Origin of the sequence: Pontibacter sp. JAM-7 (assembly GCF_048548695.2) — a bacterium.
In the GTDB taxonomy this organism is placed as follows: Bacteria; Pseudomonadota; Gammaproteobacteria; order Pseudomonadales; family Balneatricaceae; genus Neptuniibacter.
This window is the reverse complement of the sequence record NZ_JBLYIF020000008.1, coordinates 39744-60621: the sequence shown is the minus strand read 5'-3', so window position 1 is coordinate 60621 and position 20878 is coordinate 39744. Positions and strand designations below refer to the sequence as shown.

The following is a 20878-nucleotide window of genomic DNA, read 5'->3' as shown; positions in this document are numbered from 1 at the left end:
TAGTTTCCGTAAACCTAAGGTAGAACCTTTTTATAAGGTTTTACCATGACATTTTTATAAACACCCTGTTGCTGATATGGATCTTCGCTGGCCCATTGTGTGGCTTCTTCCAGGCTGCTGAACTCTGCAATGACCAGGCTGCCGGTAAATCCGGCACTGCCCGGGTCTTCTGAATCGATTGCTGGATGGGGCCCAGCTATCAGTAACCGGCCTGCCTGTTTCAATGCTTCCAGTCTTGCCAGGTGCGCAGGGCGGGCTGCCAGACGTTGTTCCAAGCTGTTATCAATATCTTCAGCAATGATGGCATAATACACGGTAGGTGCTCACTCTTTTGGTTCTGTATTTTGAATATGGCGTGATAGGTAGAAACCCTGGCCTAAAATGAACAGCACGGTTAAACCCAACATGCCGAATAATTTGAAATCCACCCAGATATCTTCGCTGAAGCTATAGGCAACAAAAAGGTTGATAATGCCCATCGCGATGAAAAAAATGATCCAAGCAATATTCAGGTGATTCCATACCTGAGCTGGTAAGCTGATGCTGCTCCCCATCAGGCGTTCGACAATGGTTTTCTGGCCAATAAAGTGGCTGCCAAGAAAGGCAATCGCAAACAGCCAGTTAACAACAGTAGGCTTCCACTGAATAAAGGTTTTATCCTGCAGCAAAATAGTGGCTCCGCCCAGTAGGACGACCAGCCCCAATGTCACCAGTTGCATGGTTTCGATACGGTGGGTCCGGTACCAGGTGTAGAGCATTTGTAGCAAGGTGGCAGGAATTAAAACTGCGGTTGCCATGATAATATCGCCAGTGACTTTGTAAATGACGAAAAAAATAACCACAGGTAAAAAATCGAGCAATAACTTCATGACAACCCTTTTAGTTGGGGCAAACAGGCGGCGGTTTGATGGCCTGTGCCGAATGTAATGTCGCCTAGTATAAAGTTGGTATGCTCGTATAAACAGTCCATGCTGCCATGAAGATGGCATATCTTTCCTTAATATAAACGGAATTACGATGTCCCGACCTCTGCCACGCTATGATTTGCATTGTCATTCTTCAGCCTCTGATGGCACTTTGCTACCAGAGGAGCTGCTTGAGCGAGCGGTAGAAAAAGAGATTGATGTTCTGGCGTTAACTGATCACGACACGGTAGCCGGGGTGTTGTCTTTGCAGCGCAGTGGTTTATCGAAGCAGTTAAAACTGATAAGCGGAGTTGAGTTAACCTGCCAGTGGGAGGGACGGGTGGTTCATCTGTTGGGGCTGGGTATCGATCCTGAATCCGTCTCGTTGCAAGAGTACCTGACAGGGGTGCGTCAGCTCAGAGTTGAGCGCGGCCAAAAAATTACTCAGCGTTTGCGGAAATTGCAATTGCCAGATCTGCATGATCAGGCGCGTGATATTGCTGGATCGGATGTATTGGGTCGGCCGCATATTGCAAAAGCCATGGTCGCCAGTGGAGTTGTTGGGTCAGAGCAGGAAGCATTTAAGCGTTATTTAGGTGCGGGGAAATCCGGCGATGTAAAAGCAGTATGGCCAGAGTTGGAGACTACAGTTGCCGTGGTGACTGAGGCGAAAGGTTTTGCCTTGGTGGCACATCCCACCAAATACAAAATGACGTTCAGTAAACTTCGCCGTCTTTTACATGATTTTGTCATCGCTGGCGGACATGGCATTGAAGTGGCGTATCCGGGTGTTACATCTGAACAGCAAAAGCACCTGCTTCGCATTGCTGAACAGTATGATTTAATGGTGTCTGGTGGCAGTGATTTTCATTCACCTAGTTATACTTGGACCGAGTTGGGGAGATTTCCTCAGTTAATGAATACTGATAACCATGTTTTGTGTCACCTGTAAGCGAAATTTAATTTTTAATATTAGGGTTTTTGTAAGGAATATTTAGCGTTGAGTCAGTTTTTTCAGATCCATCCGGAAAATCCACAAGCACGTTTAATACATCAGGCGGTAGAAATTATCCGCAAGGGTGGTGTGGTTATTTATCCAACAGATTGTGCATATGCATTGGGCTGCCATCTGGGTGATAAAAATGCAATGGAGAAAATCAAACGTATTCGTCAGTTGAGTGATAAGCATAACTTTACGCTTGTTTGTCGAGATTTAAGTGAAATAAGCACATACGCTAAGGTGGATAATACCAATTATCGTTTGCTGAAAGCTTATACCCCGGGTGCGTATACATTTATTCTGAAAGCGACTTCAGAAGTGCCGCGTAGGTTGTTGCATCCCAAGCGCCGTTCCATTGGTATCCGCATTCCCAATAACCCCATTGTTCTTGCGCTCACAGCAGAGCTTGGTGAACCGATTATGAGTACATCATTAATTCTACCGGGGGAAGCGGAACCATTAACTGATCCGTATGAGATGCGGGAATTATTACAGCATCAGGTTGATCTGGTTATTGATGGGGGGTATTGCGGCATGGAAGCAACTAGCGTAATTGACTTAACTGAGGATGTACCTGAAGTAATTCGCCAAGGTGCGGGTGAAACATCTTTATTTAATTAAACAGCAATAAATATTTTTTGAAACTTGATATACTTTTGGCTATATAGATAATGACTCTCTCGAACGTTAATAAATATAGTGAAATTACCATGTCAGAATTTTCAAAAGTGATCACTCGTAAAAACTCTTTGCGTAAACAGTGTCATGAACTCTCTGTCAGCGAATTAGAAAAAGTTATATCTGATCTGACGGAAATTTTAGAAGAACGGCGCGCTGATGAGGAAGCACGTCTGGCGGAAGAACAGGAAAAACTGGCTAAAATAGAATCCATTCGTAAAACCATGCAGGAAGCTGGTGTCGATATTAGTGATTTGCTTGATCTGGTAGGTGATGCAAAACCAGTTAAGAAGAAGGTTCAGGCGAAATATCGCGTTACTGATGATGCTGGTGAAGTGCATGAATGGTCCGGCCGGGGCCGTACACCGAAAGCGTTTAATGATTACTTTGCAAAAGGATTTACTAAAGAAGATTGCCTGATTTAAAATCGGCGCTTCAGATTTATGAGCCCTTTCGGCAATGCTCGAGAGGGCTTTTTTGTTTCTTGTAGATTAAAAATGCGTAATAGCATCAGGTGCGTCAAATGACAGACGAAAAGCTACATAAAGTTTTGGCGCGCTCCGGATTAGGCTCACGTCGTGAGATGGAGCGTTGGATAGAAGCAGGCCGAGTAAAATTGAACGGCCAGTATGCCACGTTGGGTGATCGAGCTGGCCCGCAGGATAAAGTACAGGTTGATGGTCATGCTGTTAATTTAATGTTTGATACAGATACCCCGCGTAGGGTGCTTATCTATAACAAGCCTCTGGGTGAAATCTGTACGCGTCATGACCCGGAGGGGCGACCTACGGTTTTTGAGAAGCTGCCGCGCCTGGAAAGCGGGCGTTGGATTGCGGTTGGCCGGTTGGATATCAATACCACTGGACTGTTGTTGTTCACGACCGATGGTGAACTGGCCAATGCGCTGATGCACCCTTCAGCACAGATTGACCGCGAGTATGCGGTAAGAGTGCTTGGTCGGGTAAGTGATGAAACGCTTCAGCACCTGAAGGATGGTGTGTTGCTTGATGATGGTATGGCGCGTTTCTCGGATGTTCGGTTCTTCGACGGAGAGGGTGCCAACCGCTGGTATCATTGTGTGGTGATGGAAGGCCGTAACCGTGAAGTGCGTCGTTTGTGGGAGTCTCAAGGTGTTCAGGTCAGCCGCCTTAAACGGGTACGCTATGGGCCGGTTTTCATGCCCAGTGAAGCTAAGGTTGGCCAATGGAAAGAGATGCCAGGTAAAGAGGTGAACGCCCTTGCGGCAATGGTCAATCTGCCGGAAAGAGAGGTTTATCAACCTACGCCAGAACAGCGTGACCAGCAGGTGCGTCAATCGAAAAAACAGGGTTCCCGGCAAAAAGTTGAGCCGACCAGTCGGCGACGCCGTCCAGAGGGAAACAAAAAAAAGCAGCGTTAAGCTGCTTTTTTTATAGCGGTGTGGTTATTGGGCGTTCAGTGACTGGCCATTAGTTGTCAGGCTATCGTTGCCCATCAGGTACAGGTAGAGTGGCATGATTTCTTCCGCTGCCGGATTGTCTGCGGGGTTTTCCGCTGGGTACGCGGTGGTACGCATTTGGGTGCGGGTTGCTCCAGGATTTATACAGTTACAGCGGATGTTGCTGATGTTTTCCAGCTCGTCAGCCAATACCTGCATCATGCCTTCAGTGGCAAATTTTGAAACGCTGTAAGCTCCCCAGAATGCCCGGCCTTGGCGGCCTACGCCGGATGACGTGAAAATAATAGAGGCGTTTTCAGCTTTTTCCAGCAGGGGCATGAGTGCCTGAGTCAGCATGAACGGGGCCGTGACATTGACCTGCATCACTTGCTGCCAGATAACGGGGTCATATGAAGAGAGAGGGGTGCGCACTCCTAGAATGCCGGCGTTATGCAGAATACCGTCCAGTCGACCAAACTCCTGATTCAAAGTCGAGGCTAGCTCGTCAAAGTCGTGTTCGGGCGCGCTATCCAGGTTAAGCGGTACCAGCGCCGGCTGGGGGTAGCCTGCTGCTTCGATCTCGTCATACACCGCTTCCAGTTTATCCAGCGTCCGGCCCAGTAAAATGACAGTAGCGCCATGGGCTGCATAGCTGATGGCCGCAGTGCGGCCGATGCCACTGCCGGCGCCGGTAACCAGAATAACTTTGTCCTGCAGCAAATTGGCCGGAGCCTGATAATCAAACATATTCGGTACAATCCTGTATCAAGTCTGCGGAGTATCCCTATACAGGGATTCTAGCAGGGGTAACAAGTTAGCGGAGGAATTGATCAGATAATCTGCCTGCCAGGTTTTAGGATCTTCGTTCGCGTTTAGATAGCCATAACCGGCTGCAATGGTCAGCATGTTGGCGCGTTTGCCTGCTTCAATGTCCCGGATATGGTCACCTACATAGATGCATGCTCTGGGTTCTCTATCGATCTCCTGGCACGCTTTGAACAGTGCTTCAGGGTGTGGTTTACGATGGGTAACATGGTCCGGGCAAATCACGGTGCTAGCGGTTTTATCAAGGCCGAGGCTATGCAGTAATGGGCGGGTATATATCTCTGGTTTGTTGGTGACGATGCCCCAGGGAATTGCCTGTTCCTGCAGCCAGTTAAGGCATGGAGCGATGCCCTCAAACAGCTTGCTGTCCTGGTTCAGATTGTCTAAATACAAGGTCAGCATGCGTTGGTGTAGTTTATCGAATTTCTGATCGTCTTCGGCAAGATTAAATGCCGCCGCGACCATGGCGCGGGCACCATTAGAGACATAGGTGCGCAGAAAGTCATAGCTTACAGGTGCCCGGTCCTCTTCCCGCAGAAGTAGGTTGATTACCCGGTGAAAGTCTGGTGCGGTATCAATCAGAGTGCCATCCAGGTCAAACAATACTGAGCTGTTTGACGGTGTCATGGTGTGTCCGGTTTTTGGGTAGCCAGCAGGTAGTTAACGTCCACATCGCCGGGGGTCAGGCGATAGCGCTTGCTGATTGGGTTGTAGGTCAGGCCGGTTATCTCCAGACTGTTCAGGCCGCTGTCCCTGGTCCAGTTGCCCAGTTCTGATGGGCGAATGAATTTGTTGAAATCATGTGTGCCATCTGGCACCAGTTGCAACAGCTTTTCTGCTGCCACAATGGCAAACAGATAGCTTTTTGGATTGCGGTTCAGGGTAGAGAAAAACAGGTAACCCCCAGGACGGCACAGTGCGGCGCACGCCTGTACAACCGATGCCGGGTCAGGCACATGCTCGAGCATTTCCATGCAGGTCACTACGTCAAATGAACCGGGCTGTTCAGCGGCGAGCTGTTCTACAGGCACTTGTTTGTAGGTCACGTTAACGCCGGATTCGAGGCCGTGTAGTCGGGCGATCTTCAGCGGAGCCGCCCCCATGTCGATGCCTGTAACGTTTGCACCGCGTTGCGCCATGGATTCCGAAAGGATGCCGCCTCCACAGCCTACATCCAGCACCTGTTTGCCCGCCAGCTGGCTTATGCGATCAATAAAGTCCAGGCGTAACGGGTTGATGTCATGCAGCGGCTTGAATTCGCTGTTGCGATCCCACCACTTGCTGGCCAGTTCTTCGAATTTGGCGATTTCCTGCGGGTCAATGTTGTGGTTGGTATCGGTCATGGCCTGGATTCTGAACAAAAAGTTTGACGCATTTTAGCATCGGCATCATATCGGTGACAGCATGAGTCTTATCCCGTTTTATCAACATGGCTGTCATCTCCGCAACAGCTTAATTTAACAGGATTCCATAGTTTCAAATGTGGTATACTCCTGCGGTTAAAAATGACGCGGAATGTCTCCGTAGAACTACAAGCAAGGAATCGGAATGGGTGATCTAGCCAGAGAGATTCAGCCGGTCAATATCGAGGACGAACTGAAGCAGTCTTACCTCGATTATGCGATGAGTGTAATTGTTGGGCGTGCCTTGCCTGATGCGCGTGACGGTCTGAAACCGGTCCACCGTAGGGTGTTGTTTGCCATGAACGAACTTGGCAACGACTGGAACAAGCCTTACAAAAAATCGGCGCGTGTTGTGGGTGACGTAATCGGTAAATATCACCCCCATGGTGATAGTGCTGTTTATGACACCATTGTGCGGATGGCGCAGAATTTTTCCATGCGTTACATGCTTGTCGATGGCCAGGGTAACTTTGGTTCCATTGATGGTGACTCTGCTGCCGCTATGCGTTATACCGAAATCCGCATGGCCAAAATCTCCCATGAGTTGCTGGCTGACTTGGATAAAGAAACCGTCAATTTTGTTGATAACTATGACGGTACCGAGAAAATCCCCGCAGTATTGCCCAATCGGTTGCCAAACCTGCTGGTAAACGGCTCCTCCGGTATTGCTGTAGGCATGGCAACGAATATTCCGCCACATAATCTCAGGGAAGTGATTCGCGGTTGTATTGCGCTGATTGAAAATGGCGAGCTCACTATCGATGAGCTGATGGAATACATTCCAGGTCCTGATTTTCCTACTGGCGGTATTATCAACGGCCGTGCCGGTATCGTGCAGGCTTATCGCACGGGCCGTGGTCGTATCTATGTGCGTGCCAAACATCATGTTGAAGAAGACCCGAAAACCGGCCGCCTTGCACTGATTATCACTGAAATCCCGTACCAGCTGAACAAGGCTCGCCTGATTGAGAAAATCGCTGAGCTGGTGAAAGAGAAAAAGCTGGAAGGGATCTCCGAGCTGCGTGACGAGTCCGATAAAGACGGTATGCGGATTGTGATTGAGCTGCGTCGCGGTGAAGTGCCAGATGTCATCATCAACAACCTGTTCACCCAAACCCAGATGCAGTCTGTGTTCGGTATCAACATGGTGGCCCTGGTTGATGGCCAGCCGCAGTTGTTGAACCTGAAGAGCGCACTGGAATGCTTTATTCGTCATCGACGTGAGGTGGTAACCCGCCGCACGGTGTATGAGCTACGTAAAGCGCGGGATCGCGGGCATATTCTGGAAGGCCTGGCCGTCGCGCTGGCCAATATTGATCCGGTTATCGAACTGATCAAACAGTCGCCGAACCCGGCAGAAGCAAAAGAACGCCTGGTTGCTCAAGCCTGGGCACCGGGTGATGTGATTCAGATGCTGGAGCGAGCGGGTGAAGATGCGTGCCGTCCGGAAGATCTGGATGACTGCTTTGGTTTGCGTGAAGGCAGTTATCACCTGTCGCCGGTTCAGGCTCAGGCCATTCTGGATCTGCGTCTGCATCGCTTGACCGGTTTGGAACATGAAAAATTGATCGCAGAATACCGCGATCTGCTGGATAAAATCGCGGAATTGCTGAAAATTCTAGGTTCGCGTGAACGCTTGATGGAAGTGATCCGTGAAGAGTTGGAAGCGGTGTTGGATGAGTATGGTGATGAGCGTCGCAGTGAAATTATTGCTTCGCGTCAGGATCTGACTATTGCCGACCTGATCACTGAGGAAGATATGGTTGTCACCATCTCCCATGGTGGTTATGCCAAAACACAGCCGTTGACTGACTACCAGGCACAGCGCCGCGGTGGTAAGGGTAAATCTGCAGCAGCAATCAAAGATGAAGATTTTATTGAACATCTGTTGATTGCCAATAGTCACGATACCATTCTGCTGTTTACTGACCGAGGCAAGGTTTACTGGTTGAGGGTCTTCGAAATCCCGCAAGCCAGTCGTGCTGCGCGCGGTCGTCCGGTGGTGAATATTCTTCCGCTGGACGAAAATGAACGTATCAGTACTATCCTGCCGGTCGGCACTTATGACGAAGATAAGTTTATTTTCATGGCAACGTCTTCCGGTGTAGTCAAGAAAACTGCATTGACCAATTTCGCCCGGCCGCGTAGTAGTGGCCTGATCGCTCTGGATCTATTGGATGACGATCATCTGATTGGTGCAGCAATCACCTGTGGCGAAGATGATGTCATGCTGTTCACCAGCGCAGGTAAGTGTATGCGCTTCCGCGAAAGTGACGTGCGGCCGATGGGTCGGACCGCGCGCGGTGTACGTGGGGTGCGGATGGATGAGAAGACTCATGTTATCTCGCTTATCATCCCGCAGGATGGCGGTAAGGTGCTCACCGCTTCAGCCAATGGCTATGGCAAGAAAACTCCGATTGAAGAGTTCCCAGTCAAAGGTCGTGGCGGACAGGGTGTTATCGCTCAGCAGTGTTCGGCCCGTAATGGTGAACTGGCCGGTGCCGTTCAGGTGCTGGATGGTGATGATGTTATGCTGATCAGTAACCGCGGTACTCTGGTGCGTACAACCTCGGATGGTATCTCAGAACTGAGTCGAAATACGCAGGGTGTGACGCTGATCCGGGTCTCGGAAGATGAACACCTGGTGAGAGTGGCGCGTATTGAGGAGCCGGAAGCTGATGAGCTTGTCGCACCCGATGCTGCAGCGGAGGGTGAGTCAGGCGCCGCAGAGCCAGCGGATACACCAGAAGCCTAACCTCAAAAGTGCGGCTCCTTTGGGCCGCACTTTTCATTCAAGATCTTATTGAAGAGCGATACATGACACGTAAGTACAATTTCAGCGCCGGTCCTGCCGGACTGCCTGATGCGGTGCTCGAGCGGGCACAACAGGAATTGCTGGACTGGCATGGTAAAGGACTCTCCATCATGGAGATGAGCCACCGTAGTCAAGAGTTTGTAAGTGTTGCCGAACAGGCTGAGCAGGATCTACGTGACCTGTTGGCGATACCGCAGAACTATAAAGTTCTATTTCTGCAGGGCGGAGCGACCTCACAATTTTCGATGGTGCCGTTGAATTTGCTGGGTGGTAACAGCCACGCAGATTATCTGAATACGGGTATTTGGTCGGGCAAAGCGATCAGTGAAGCCAGTCGTTATTGTGAAGTTGCTATCGCCGGTTCTACTCAGGCTGAAAGCTTTACCCGGGTGCCACGCCAGGATGAGTTGTTTCTGAACCCGCATGCGGCTTATGTGCATTACACGCCTAACGAAACCATTGGTGGCGTTGAGTATGACTATATCCCTGAGACGGGTGACGTGCCGCTGGTGGCGGATATGTCATCTAATATTCTCTCCAGAGAAATAGATGTCAGTCGCTTTGGGTTGATCTATGCCGGCGCACAGAAAAATATCGGACCGGCCGGTTTGACGGTAGTTATTGTGCGTGATGATTTACTGGGTCAGGCAGCGGGCAATGCCCCCACTATGTTTGACTATAAGGTACATGCTGATGCCGGTTCCATGTGCAATACACCGCCTACCTATGGCTGGTATCTGGCGGGGCTGGTGTTTCAGTGGTTGAAAGAACAAGGCGGCCTGGCAGCCATGGAAGCAGTGAATCGCCGTAAGGCTGAAAAACTCTATAACAGCATCGATAGTAGTGACTTTTACGCCAATCCGATGCGGCCCCAGAACCGTTCCTGGATGAACGTGCCCTTTACCCTGGCTGATGCAGCACTGGACAAAACCTTCTTGGCGGAAGCTGAAAATGCGGGTTTGTTGAATCTCCAGGGGCATCGCTCTGTCGGTGGTATGCGGGCAAGTATCTACAATGCTGTGACCGAGACTGCAGTAGATGCGTTGATTGATTTTATGCACAGTTTTGAAAAACAGTACGGCTAAGTGGGGCATGCAGCATGTCTGAGCAGGAAAAAGAACTGGGTAAACTGCGTGATCAGATAGATGCGATTGATCAGCAGATTCATACACTGCTGAATCAGCGTGCCAGCTGTGCGCAACAGGTTGCGGATGTGAAGCAAAAGCACCGCGGCGATGAGGCTCCTGTTTTTTACCGCCCCGAACGTGAAGCACAGGTGCTGCGTGCTGTGATGCAGCGTAACCCGGGGCCATTACCGGACAAAGAAGTTGCCCGATTGTTTCGGGAAATCATGTCGGTTTGTCTGGCATTGGAAGCGCCTATGCAGGTCGCGTTTCTCGGACCTGAAGGTACCTTTACTCAACAGGCAGCACATAAACACTTTGGACACTCTGCCAGTAACCTGCCGTTGCCAGCGTTACGGGATGTGTTTCGTGAAGTTCAGGCAGGGACTGCGCAATATGGTGTTGTGCCAATTGAAAATACCACTGAAGGCGTGGTCAGCCATACGGTTGATCTGTTTCGCCAGTTTGACCTGAAAATCTGTGGTGAAGTCGAAGTCCCGGTACATCTGCATCTACTGATGAAAAAAGGTGCCGATCCTAAAAAGATCAGCCGTATTTTGTCGCATCAGCAGTCATTGGCGCAGTGTCGCACCTGGCTCGATCAAAACCAGCCTGCAAGTGAAAAAATGGCGGTCAGCTCGAATGCAGAAGCGGCACGACTGGTTGCCAGCTCCCAGGATGAAAATTGCGCTGCGGTTGCAGGTGACATGGCCGCGGAACAATATGAGTTGGTCAGTGTTGAGCGTAATGTCGAGGATAATCCCGACAACAGCACTCGCTTTCTCATCATCGGCACACAGGATGTCGGTCCGAGCGGCGATGATAAGAGTTCTATCTTGGTGTCGGTGAATAATCAGCCAGGGGCCTTATATCAGCTATTGGAACCGTTTTATCAGCACAATATCAGTCTCACACGGGTAGAATCCCGGTGCAGTCGCCAGCAGTCAATTTTTTATATAGATTTCGCCGGACACCACTCTGAAAAAGCGGTGAACGCTGTGTTAAAACAGTTACAGCAGGTAAGTGTAGAACTCAAACTGCTGGGCTCATACCCCCGTGCGGTGCTCTAAGGAATCCCTATGAGTTGTGATTACAGAGCCTTGGCAACCTCAGGCGTGCAGGGATTGCAGCCCTACCTGCCTGGTAAGCCAGCTGAGGAATTACAACGAGAATTAGGCTTGGCGTCGGTGGTGAAACTGGCCAGTAACGAAAACCCGCTGGGCGTTTCTGGTAAAGTGAAGGCTGCGCTGGCAGCAGAACTGGATGCAGTTGCGCTCTATCCTGATAGTGCGGGTTATCACCTGAAACAGGCGCTGTCACAGCAGTTTGATCTTCCTGTTACGCAATTAACACTGGGTAATGGTTCAAACGACGTGCTTGAGCTGATTGCCAAGGCTTATCTGCAGCCTGGTGCTGAAGTTATTTATTCCGAATATGCCTTCTTGGTTTATGCTTTGGTCACGCAAGCTTGTGGTGCTAAAGCAATTGTGACGGCGGCCAAAGACTGGGGGCATGACCTGCAGGGGATGGCTGCAGCCATTACCAACAAAACCCGCCTGATTTTTCTGGCCAACCCTAACAACCCAACCGGTACCTGGTTTACTCAAGCTGAGTTGGAGGTATTTATGGCTCAGGTGCCTGAGCAGGTGTTGGTTGTGCTGGATGAAGCCTATACCGAGTATGTGCTTGATAGTGGTTTTCCAGATGGGCTTGTGTTGCAAAAGCGGTACCGCAATCTGGTAGTCACCCGTACCTTTTCTAAGGCATATGGCCTGGCAGGGCTGCGCATTGGTTACGCGGTCTCGGATCCGCAGGTGGCGGATATCTTAAGTCGCGTCAGGCAGCCCTTTAATGTGAGTAGTTTGGGGTTAGTGGCGGCCACCGCGGCGCTGGCAGATGCGGATTTTCTAGCGCGGACACAGCGTTGTAATCAGGCTGGTATGCGCCAGATGGAAGCAGGTCTGGCCGTTTTAGGTTTGCCCTGGATACCTTCTGCGGGCAACTTTATTACCGTTGATATGCAGCAACCTGCGGGGCCTGTGTATCAGGCAATGCTGACGCGTGGAGTCATTGTACGCCCCCTGGCAAATTACGGCATGCCGGAACACCTGAGGATAAGCATTGGTCGGCCGGAAGACAACGCCCGTTGCCTGGATGTATTAAAAGAGGTACTCGATTCATGACGCTGATCCCGGTTAATACAACACTGGTTATCGGCCTGGGGCTGATTGGTGGCTCATTAGCGAAAGCCTTACGGGCGAATCGTCGCTTTGGGCAGGTGTTGGGTTACGATCGAGACCCGGCAGAAACCGAACAGGGTCTGCTCAGCGGAGTAATAGATCAGGCTGTTTCTGCAGAGGGCTTGGCGTCTGCAGTTGAGCAGGCTGACTTGGTCGTATTAGCGGTGCCAGTGAAAGTAATGGAAACGGTGCTGGCACATATTGCCCCGTTTCTCTCTAAGCAGACATTGGTGACTGACGTAGGCAGTACCAAAAAAAATGTCGTAGAAGCGGCAATGCGTGTATTTGGCCAAATCCCAGAGGGCTTTGTGCCCGGTCATCCTATTGCAGGATCTGAAAAAAGTGGTGTGGCTGCCGCTGATGCTGATCTATTCAAAGCGCACAAGGTGATTCTGACGCCTTTGGCACAATCGTCCGAGGCGGCGGTAGCAACCCTGACTGCGTTATGGCGCTCCACCGGCGCAGAAGTCTTACTGATGGATGTGGCGCGTCATGATGAGGTGCTGGCGGCGACCAGTCACCTGCCGCACATTTTGGCGTTTTCTCTGGTCGATACTTTAGCCAGAGAGCAAGATAATACTGATATTTTTCGTTACGCTGCCGGCGGTTTCCGGGACTTTACCCGAATCGCTGGTAGTGATCCGACCATGTGGCATGACATCTGTCTGGCAAACAAACAGGCATTGCTGGGGCAGCTGGATCACTTCAGTGCCGGGCTGGCTCAATTGCGAACCGCCATAGAGCAGGGTGATGGGCAGACCATGCTGGGTATCTTTACCCGGGCTCAGGCCGCGCGGGAACATTTCTCAAGAATTCTTTCTGGTACAGCATATTCACAAAATATGAACAATTTAAGCGTAATCTTTCGTACGCAGCCGGGTGGCAGCGTAACAGGTAGCATTCGGGTACCGGGTGATAAATCAATTTCTCACCGCTCAATTATGTTGGGCTCGCTGGCGAACGGCGTGACTGAGGTGGCAGGTTTTCTGGAAGGTGAAGACAGCTTGGCTACCCTGCAGGCATTTCGCGACATGGGGGTGGTTATTGAAGGGCCGGATGAAGGTCGGGTAACCATCTATGGCGTGGGCATGCATGGGCTGAAGCAGCCGCCGGGTCCACTGTATTTGGGTAACTCGGGTACCTCTATGCGGTTGCTGTCAGGTTTGCTGGCGGCTCAGGCGTTTGATACTGAACTCACGGGTGATGAGTCATTGAGCAAGCGCCCCATGGGTCGTGTTGCTGACCCATTGCGGCTGATGGGTGCTCAGATAGAAACGGCCGAACAGGGCCGTCCGCCGTTAAGAATCAAGGGCGGTCAGCCACTGAAAGGCATTCATTACGATATGCCGATGGCGAGTGCGCAGGTGAAGTCCTGCCTGTTGCTGGCAGGCCTTTATGCTGAGGGTGAAACGGCGGTGACCGAACCCGCGCCGACCCGCGATCATACTGAGCGTATGTTAAAAGGTTTTGGTTATGAGGTGGTTCAGGACGCTGCCAAAGCTTCTCTCAGTGCTGGTGGGCAATTGCAGGCATGTTATATCGATGTGCCTTCGGATATCTCATCAGCTACGTTCTTTATGGTGGCTGCGGCGATTGCCCCAGGTTCTGACCTGACACTTGAGCATGTTGGCATTAACCCGACGCGTATCGGGGTGATCAACATCTTGCGCTTGATGGGGGCTGATATCAGCCTGAACAATGAGCAAGAAGTGGGTGGTGAACCGGTGGCGGATATTCGTGTGCGTTACGCGCCGCTAAAAGGCATTCATGTGCCGGAAGATCAGGTGCCATTGGCGATTGATGAGTTTCCTGCCCTGTTTGTGGCCGCTGCCTGCGCTGAGGGTGAGACCGTGGTCACGGGTGCTGAAGAACTGCGGGTTAAAGAAAGTGACCGGATTCAGGTCATGGTAGATGGACTGAAAGCGTTGGGTGTCGATATTGAGGGCACTCCGGATGGTGCCATTATCAAAGGTGGCCCTCTGCAGGGTGGCGAGGTGGAAAGCCATGGCGATCACCGTATTGCGATGTCGTTTTGTGTTGCCGCGCTGCGGGCTCAGGGTGAAATTAAGATTAATGACTGCGCCAATGTTGCCACATCCTTCCCTGGATTTGTTGAACTGGCTCAGCATGCCGGAATGAAGGTTAGTAAGGAGGAAGGCTGATGTCTTCACAACAGGTGCCGGTGATTACTGTCGATGGGCCCAGTGGCTCGGGCAAAGGTACAATTTGCCAATTGCTGGCACGTGAACTGGGCTGGCATTTGCTGGACAGTGGTGCTCTCTATCGGTTGGTTGCTCTAGCTGCTCATCATCATGGTGTGGCGTTAAGTAATCATGAGGATCTAGTGGTGTTGGCTGCGCACCTAGATGTTCAATTCCTGGCTCAGAGCGATGCGCCGGGCGGTGTGATTTTGGAAGGTGAAGAAGTCACCGATGCGATCCGTACGGAAGATGTCGGTAAAGCGGCTTCTATTGTGGCGGCGATACCAGCTGTACGTGATGCTTTACTGTCTCGGCAACGGGCTTTTGCTGATACCCCCGGACTAATTGCGGATGGCCGAGATATGGGGACAGTGGTTTTTCCCACTGCAGAGGTCAAGATCTATCTTGATGCCAGTGCTGAAGAACGCGCGCAGCGCCGCTATAAGCAGTTGATAAGCAAGGGGGTGGGTGCTAGTCTTCAAGCTATATTGGAGGACATTAAGGCACGAGATGACCGGGATATGAACCGTGCTGTTGCCCCCCTTAAGCCCGCGGCAGATGCAGTCATCCTAGATACGACCCGGATGTCAATCGAAGAGGTTCTAGCCGCTGTGATGGATACAGCGAGGCACAAAGGGCTTCGCTGAAACGCCTCAACTTTTGCGGGATTGAGCTGTCATGAGCGAAAGCTTTGCTGATTTGTTTGAAGAAAGTCTTCAACAGCTGGATATGGCACCAGGTGCTATTGTTACGGGTACGGTCGTCGCTATTGATGGTGATTTTGTAACGGTACATGCTGGACTCAAATCTGAAGGATTTATCCCACGCAGTCAGTTTTTCGATGACCAGGGCAAGCTCAGCGTCGCTATAGGCGACGAGGTGAAAGTCGCGCTGGAGTCGGTCGAAGATGGTTTTGGGGCCACTCAGTTATCTCGCGAAAAAGCCAAACGTGCCGAAGCTTGGCAGGAACTTGAGCAGGCATACGAGAAAGATCAGGTAGTTGAAGGCCAAATAACCGGTCGTGTGCGCGGCGGTTTCACTGTGAACGTCAATTCTATTAATGCTTTTTTGCCAGGCTCCCTGGTTGACATTCGACCCTTGCACGACACTTCGCATCTTGAGCAGCAAACGCTGGAATTTAAACTGGTTAAACTGGATAGCCGCCGCAATAACATCGTGGTGTCTCGTCGCGCGGTGCTGGAAGCCGCCTACAGTGAGGAACGTGCTAAGCTGCTTGCTAATCTTGAAGAGGGTGTGGTGGTAAAAGGTTTGGTGAAAAACCTTACCGATTATGGCGCGTTTATTGATTTGGGCGGGGTTGATGGTCTGTTGCACATTACCGATATTGCCTGGAAACGCGTCAAGCATCCCAGTGAAGTCTTGGCGATTGGTCAAGAGGTTGATGTTAAAGTGCTGCGCTTCGATAAAGAGCGCAACCGGGTATCCCTTGGCCTTAAACAGTTATCCGAGGATCCGTGGGATACACTGATCAAAAATTATCATGTCGGTGGCCGGGCGAAAGCGCGTGTTACCAACCTGACGGATTATGGATGTTTTGCGGAAATAGAAAATGGCATTGAAGGTTTGATTCATGTGTCAGAAATGGATTGGACTAACCGCAATATTCATCCCTCCAAGGTGGTTCAGGTAGGGCAGGAAATTGAGGTAATGTTACTGGATATTGATCAGGAACGTCGCCGCATATCTCTGGGCATAAAGCAATGTCTGCCAAATCCGTGGGAAGCTTTTTCCAGTAGCTATAAACAGGGTGATCAAATCACCGGTATGGTGAAATCGATAACTGATTTTGGTGTGTTTATCGGCTTGGATCATAATATTGATGGCCTGATTCATATGTCTGACTTGTCTTGGGAAGATAGTGGGGAAGAGGCCGTTAAGCAGTATAAGAAAGGCGATGAATTGACTGCAGTTATTCTGTCGATTGATACCGAACGGGAGCGGGTTGCGCTGGGATTGAAACAGCTTGATCAGGACCCATTTGCCGCCTATACCGCCGTCAATCAGAAAGGCGCTGTGGTGACAGGGAACATTACATCTGTTACTGATAAAACGCTGCAAGTCGCCTTAGCTGAGGGGGTTGAGGGTACCTTGCGGATTGGCGAAGCGGCCCGTGAACACACGGATACGTTACATAGCCTGTTCCATGAGGGCGAGGTGCTGGAAAGTAAAATCATCAATGTGGATCGGCGTAACCGTCAAATCCTGTTATCGGTGAAACAGCTTGATATGCTGCGGGAAAAACAAGCAATGCAGCAGATTAGCCAGAATGCGCCGGAGGCGGATGGTCCTACAACCATTGGTGATCTGATTAAAGAGCAGTTAAAAAAAGGTGAATCCTGACGGATTGCTTTACGTTTATTGGCCGGCTGGCGAATTTGAGGGGACGCGCAATGACAAAATCTGAGTTGATCGAGGTACTGGTTGATCGTCATAACCAGCTTTCGGTTAAAGATATTGAATTGGCTGTAAAGACCATGCTCGATCATATGACCGAATCCCTTTCTCAGGGTGACAGAATTGAGATTCGGGGATTTGGTAGTTTTTCTCTGCATTATCGGGCACCGCGTGTAGGGCGTAACCCAAAAACCGGAGAATCCGTTTCGCTTGATTCTAAATATGTTCCCCACTTTAAACCGGGCAAGGAACTGCGCGAGCAGGTAAATGATTCTATTGCCTCTTGATTATTATCACTTTCGAGGTGATTTTTTGTGCGTTGGTTAAAAACTCTGTTAGTGGTACTGCTTGGTTTGTGTGTGGTGTTAGCGGGCATTTTGTTTACCGTTAATAACACTGAGCGAGTGGTAGTTGATCTGCTGTTCTTCCAATTGCCTGAAGCAAGCCTGTCGCTTTGGTTGATTGCGTCCTTTGTGGTCGGTGGTTTTTTGGGGGCTATTCTCAGTGGCCTGACCATTATCGCCTTGCGTACCCGTCTTGGTTCAGTTCGCCGCCGCTTGAATCATACCCAGCAGGAACTTGATCAGCTTCGGGTTTCTGCCCTGAAAGATGCCGTCTGAGGTGGCTGAATACCTCTTTATTGTCCCACTGTTTGTTGCCATCGCCATAGGCTGGTGGTTGGGAAAAAAACAGCAGGGATGGTCTGTTAAACGCCGCCCGGCACATACTCTGAGCGCAGAGTATTTCAATGGCCTCGACTATCTGCTAAACGAAAATGTTGATCAGGCCATTGAAAGCTTCATCCGTGCGTTGGAAATCAATTCCGACACTATCCCGGCTCATCTGGCCTTGGCGAAACTGTTCCGCCGTAAGGGTGATGTCGAGCGTGCGATCCAGATTCACCAGAACCTGTTAGCCCGGCCTGACCTGAATCGAACTGATTTCATGCGGGTGCAGATGGCGCTATCCCGTGACTATTACGCGGTGGGTTTGCTGGACCGGGCTGAAAATCTGTTGCAGGAAATCATCAAGGCACAAACAACCAAATCTACACGCCATAATGCATTATCACTGCTTATTCGCTTGTATGAGAAAGAGAGCGAGTGGCAGGAGGCGTTGGAAACGGCTGAAAAGCTGTCAGTGGACGAGCGTCGAAAGCTGGCTAATGAGTTGGCGCATTATTGCTGTGAACTGGCGGAACAGGCGCTGCAGCGTAAACAGTATCAGCAAGCAACTCAGTATCTGAAAAAAGCCGATGCCTTTGATGGTGCCAAGGTGCGAATGGGATTGATGAATGCACGTATTGCCATGTCCATGGGGCAGTGGAAACAAGCGATACGCCACCTTAAACAGATTCCGCAATACGATAAGCTGTTTGTTTCTGAGGTGATCCCTCTGTTGCGTCAGTGTTATACCGAGCAGGGACAGTTGGCGGAATATGTGAACTACCTCAAAGTTTTGTTGGGGCAGGCACCATCAACAACGGTGATGGTTGAGCTGGCAGAGATGATCCATCAGGAACAAGGCTCTTATGCTGCAGGAGCTTTCATCACGGAAGAACTGAAGCGCCGTCCTTCAATAAAAGGGTTTAACCGTCTGATTGATCTTCATATAGAATATGGCTCCGAAAGTGCCCAAGACAGTTTGCAGGTATTACGTAGCCTGACAGGTCAGTTGGAAGCATCCAAGCCGGTGTATCGCTGTAATAGTTGCGGTTTTTCTGGCCGGACGCTGTTGTGGCACTGCCCAAGCTGTAAGCAATGGGGTACGACTAAGCCGATCCAGGGTCTGGAAGGCGAATAATTCAGCTCAGAGAACCGATATGACGCAAGACTCCCGACGCATTATTGTTGCCCTTGATTATTCAACCGCGGCTGACGCACTGTCTATGGCTGCCAGGCTCGATCCGCAACGTTGTCGGGTTAAAGTAGGTAAAGAGCTGTTTACCCGCTGTGGACCGTCTATTGTGGAAGCCCTGCAGGCGCGTGGCTTTGATGTATTTCTTGATCTGAAATTTCACGATATTCCAAATACCACGGCAAAGGCGGTAAGGGCAGCGGCTGAACTGGGTGTATGGATGGTGAATGTCCATGCCTGCGGTGGTCGTCGTATGATGGAAATGGCAGCTAATGAATTGGCTCAGGTAGCTGCGGCCAATACACTGTTGATTGGAGTGACTGTGCTGACCAGCATGGAACGGTCTGATCTGGCAGATATAGGCCTGGACATTGATCCGCTCGAGCAGGTGTTGCGTCTGGCGCAGCTTACAGAGTCTTGTGGACTTGACGGTGTTGTCTGTTCGGCACAGGAAGTCACGCCTTTAAGGGACGTTCTCTCTGCTGATTTTAAACTGGTTACGCCCGGGATTCGGCCTGCGTTTGCCGCTGTCGGTGATCAAAAGCGAATCATGACGCCCGCTGAGGCGGTGCGTAAGGGCAGTGATTACCTGGTTATAGGCCGTCCAATTACCCAAGCAGATTCACCGGATGAGGCTTTGCAGTCAATCGGTGAGGAACTGAATGATTTGATTTAAATCTGACTTCGGTCTATACCAAGAAGCACTGTCATGGATCGACAGTGTAACTAAACAAGGAGCTAGATTATGTTCATGCGAACTTTTCGTGCGCTGTTGCTGGTGTTTGTCTGCAGCCTTTCCCTCCCTTCGCTTTCCTTTGCTGAACCCGTAAACCTGAATACAGCGGATGTCGCAACCTTGGCATCGCTACAGGGTATTGGGCCTGCCAAGGCGAAAGCGATTGTCGCTTACCGTAACCAAAATGGCCCTTTCACGAGTGTGGAGCAGTTGTTGGAGGTTAAAGGTATTGGCAACGCTACCCTTGAGAAAAACCGAGCGGATCTGCTGGTGCAGTCATCTGGCTCTGTAGAGTAGGTAGTTCGACCCCGGCGGCGACCGTGTCCCCGCGGAAGCCGCTTTTTAAAGAATAAATGCCAGTATCAACGGAATAATTGCCAGGCTGCCAATGTTGCCTAATAGAACAATTGATGCCACCTGTTGGGGTTCCTGATTGTAGCGCTCAGCTAGCATGTAATTGAGCACGGCGGGAGGCAGTGCGCCAAATAACAGCAGATAGCCGAATTGAGTGTGATCCAGTTGTAGAAATTGCTGTGCCAGTAAAGCTAATGGAATGCCACTGAGAGGGCATAATAAGGCACCGATGCTGCCGACTCGCCAGTTGGAAAGATCGACGCTAAGCATCCGAATACCCAGAGCAAATAGCATCAGTGGAATGGCGATTTGCCCCAGCATATCAATACCGGTTTGCATCGCAGCGGGTAGTGTCAGATCCAGTCCACTCCAGATCAGGCCAATGATAGTTGCTAGGATCATTGGCATTTTCAATAGCGTCATCGGGCGTGTGCGGTGATCCAGAATATAGATCCCCACTGTGAAATGCAGCAGGTTTTCTACCAGAAACAGCACTACAGCGGCGGGTAATGCCGCTTCGCCAAACGCGAGTACAATCAGTGGAATGCCCAGGTTACCGCTGTTGCTGAACATCATCGGTGGCAAAAATGTTTTCGGGTGCACCTTTAGTAGTTTGCAGGTTGGATACAGCAGGATGCCTGAGCCGAGAACCACTATCAGCGCACCAATCGCTAAAGATTGATAGCGCACTAAATCAAATGATTCCGCCGATAACACTGAAAAAATCAGCGCCGGAGTGAAAACATCCATGTTCATTTTGTTAGCAATGGAGATATCGGGTTTGCATTGGCGTGCGTAGATATAACCCAGGGTGACTATAGCCACGAGAGGGAAGACCGTGAGGAAAATTTTCTCCAGTAATAACGTTGTTGCTTCCATATCACACCCATTTACTTGGCAACGGTAAA

At 50.5% G+C, this 20878-nt stretch carries 22 protein-coding genes; 16 read left to right on the top strand and 6 right to left on the bottom strand.

What is annotated here, in order from left to right:
* Positions 1-14 precede the first annotated feature (14 nt).
* Positions 15-314: a YciI family protein gene (locus tag ACFVYJ_RS11715; protein WP_419414868.1), complete on the bottom strand. Its 300-nt coding sequence runs from the start codon at positions 312-314 to the stop codon at positions 15-17.
* Between the two features lie 9 nt (positions 315-323).
* The gene (locus tag ACFVYJ_RS11710) at positions 324-869 is read right to left on the bottom strand and encodes a septation protein A (RefSeq protein WP_419414869.1); all 546 of its coding nucleotides are present in this window, start codon (positions 867-869) and stop codon (positions 324-326) included.
* Positions 870-1017: 148 nt separating this feature from the next.
* On the opposite strand from ACFVYJ_RS11710, the gene ACFVYJ_RS11705 reads away from it, so the two are divergent.
* The 4 genes from ACFVYJ_RS11705 (at position 1018) to rluB (ending at position 3982) form a co-directional block, all read left to right on the top strand.
* Entirely contained in the window at positions 1018-1857 is an 840-nt protein-coding gene (locus ACFVYJ_RS11705) for a PHP domain-containing protein (protein WP_419414870.1), read from the top strand.
* Between the two features lie 48 nt (positions 1858-1905).
* Entirely contained in the window at positions 1906-2526 is a 621-nt protein-coding gene (locus ACFVYJ_RS11700; protein WP_419414871.1) for an L-threonylcarbamoyladenylate synthase, read from the top strand.
* An 89-nt stretch (positions 2527-2615) separates the two neighbouring features.
* On the top strand, positions 2616-3008 hold the full coding sequence (locus ACFVYJ_RS11695) for an H-NS histone family protein (protein ID WP_419414872.1): 393 nt from the start codon (positions 2616-2618) through the stop codon (positions 3006-3008).
* A gap of 98 nt (positions 3009-3106) precedes the next feature.
* The gene (gene rluB, locus ACFVYJ_RS11690; protein ID WP_419414873.1) at positions 3107-3982 is read left to right on the top strand and encodes a 23S rRNA pseudouridine(2605) synthase RluB; all 876 of its coding nucleotides are present in this window, start codon (positions 3107-3109) and stop codon (positions 3980-3982) included.
* A gap of 24 nt (positions 3983-4006) precedes the next feature.
* Here rluB and ACFVYJ_RS11685 read toward each other — a convergent pair whose 3' ends face one another.
* The 3 genes from ACFVYJ_RS11685 to ubiG are packed head-to-tail and all read right to left on the bottom strand — an operon-like array spanning position 4007 to position 6168.
* On the bottom strand, positions 4007-4747 hold the full coding sequence (locus tag ACFVYJ_RS11685; RefSeq protein WP_419414874.1) for a YciK family oxidoreductase: 741 nt from the start codon (positions 4745-4747) through the stop codon (positions 4007-4009).
* 18 nt (positions 4748-4765) lie between these two features.
* The gene (locus ACFVYJ_RS11680) at positions 4766-5452 is read right to left on the bottom strand and encodes an HAD-IA family hydrolase (RefSeq protein WP_419414875.1); all 687 of its coding nucleotides are present in this window, start codon (positions 5450-5452) and stop codon (positions 4766-4768) included.
* A complete protein-coding gene (ubiG, locus tag ACFVYJ_RS11675; protein WP_419414876.1) occupies positions 5449-6168 on the bottom strand; it encodes a bifunctional 2-polyprenyl-6-hydroxyphenol methylase/3-demethylubiquinol 3-O-methyltransferase UbiG in 720 nt (239 codons plus the stop codon). The genes ACFVYJ_RS11680 and ubiG overlap by 4 nt, the downstream gene beginning before the upstream one ends.
* 205 nt (positions 6169-6373) lie before the next feature.
* Between ubiG and gyrA the strand changes: the two genes are divergently transcribed.
* From gyrA to ACFVYJ_RS11615, 12 genes are all read left to right on the top strand, one after another.
* Positions 6374-8983: a DNA gyrase subunit A gene (gyrA, locus tag ACFVYJ_RS11670; protein WP_419414877.1), complete on the top strand. Its 2610-nt coding sequence runs from the start codon at positions 6374-6376 to the stop codon at positions 8981-8983.
* A 62-nt stretch (positions 8984-9045) separates the two neighbouring features.
* Positions 9046-10128 (top strand): 3-phosphoserine/phosphohydroxythreonine transaminase, encoded by a 1083-nt coding sequence (serC, locus tag ACFVYJ_RS11665; RefSeq protein WP_419414878.1) that lies wholly within the window; start codon positions 9046-9048, stop codon positions 10126-10128.
* A gap of 14 nt (positions 10129-10142) precedes the next feature.
* On the top strand, positions 10143-11237 hold the full coding sequence (gene pheA, locus ACFVYJ_RS11660) for a prephenate dehydratase (RefSeq protein WP_419414879.1): 1095 nt from the start codon (positions 10143-10145) through the stop codon (positions 11235-11237).
* A gap of 9 nt (positions 11238-11246) precedes the next feature.
* Complete coding sequence (gene hisC, locus ACFVYJ_RS11655; protein WP_419414880.1) at positions 11247-12350, top strand: histidinol-phosphate transaminase; 1104 nt, start codon at positions 11247-11249, stop codon at positions 12348-12350.
* The gene (locus ACFVYJ_RS11650) at positions 12347-14569 is read left to right on the top strand and encodes a bifunctional prephenate dehydrogenase/3-phosphoshikimate 1-carboxyvinyltransferase (RefSeq protein ID WP_419414881.1); all 2223 of its coding nucleotides are present in this window, start codon (positions 12347-12349) and stop codon (positions 14567-14569) included. The genes hisC and ACFVYJ_RS11650 overlap by 4 nt, the downstream gene beginning before the upstream one ends.
* Positions 14569-15255, top strand: a complete 687-nt coding sequence (cmk, locus tag ACFVYJ_RS11645; RefSeq protein ID WP_419414882.1) for a (d)CMP kinase — start codon at positions 14569-14571, stop codon at positions 15253-15255. Before ACFVYJ_RS11650 ends, cmk begins: the two co-directional genes overlap by 1 nt.
* A 31-nt stretch (positions 15256-15286) precedes the next feature.
* Positions 15287-16969, top strand: coding sequence for a 30S ribosomal protein S1 (gene rpsA / locus ACFVYJ_RS11640; RefSeq protein WP_419414883.1), 1683 nt, complete (start codon positions 15287-15289; stop codon positions 16967-16969).
* 50 nt (positions 16970-17019) lie between these two features.
* Positions 17020-17310 (top strand): integration host factor subunit beta, encoded by a 291-nt coding sequence (locus tag ACFVYJ_RS11635; protein WP_419414884.1) that lies wholly within the window; start codon positions 17020-17022, stop codon positions 17308-17310.
* Positions 17311-17337: 27 nt separating this feature from the next.
* Positions 17338-17643, top strand: a complete 306-nt coding sequence (locus ACFVYJ_RS11630; protein ID WP_419414885.1) for a lipopolysaccharide assembly protein LapA domain-containing protein — start codon at positions 17338-17340, stop codon at positions 17641-17643.
* A gap of 1 nt (position 17644) precedes the next feature.
* Positions 17645-18826 carry a lipopolysaccharide assembly protein LapB gene (lapB, locus tag ACFVYJ_RS11625; RefSeq protein ID WP_419414886.1) on the top strand — a complete coding sequence of 394 codons (1182 nt, stop codon included), beginning with the start codon at positions 17645-17647 and terminating at the stop codon, positions 18824-18826.
* 19 nt (positions 18827-18845) lie between these two features.
* Complete coding sequence (gene pyrF / locus ACFVYJ_RS11620; protein ID WP_419414887.1) at positions 18846-19556, top strand: orotidine-5'-phosphate decarboxylase; 711 nt, start codon at positions 18846-18848, stop codon at positions 19554-19556.
* 69 nt (positions 19557-19625) lie between these two features.
* Positions 19626-19913, top strand: coding sequence for a ComEA family DNA-binding protein (locus ACFVYJ_RS11615; RefSeq protein ID WP_419414888.1), 288 nt, complete (start codon positions 19626-19628; stop codon positions 19911-19913).
* Positions 19914-19958: 45 nt separating this feature from the next.
* Here ACFVYJ_RS11615 and ACFVYJ_RS11610 read toward each other — a convergent pair whose 3' ends face one another.
* Positions 19959-20849 carry an AEC family transporter gene (locus ACFVYJ_RS11610; RefSeq protein ID WP_419414889.1) on the bottom strand — a complete coding sequence of 297 codons (891 nt, stop codon included), beginning with the start codon at positions 20847-20849 and terminating at the stop codon, positions 19959-19961.
* Between the last annotated feature and the right edge of the window lie 29 nt (positions 20850-20878).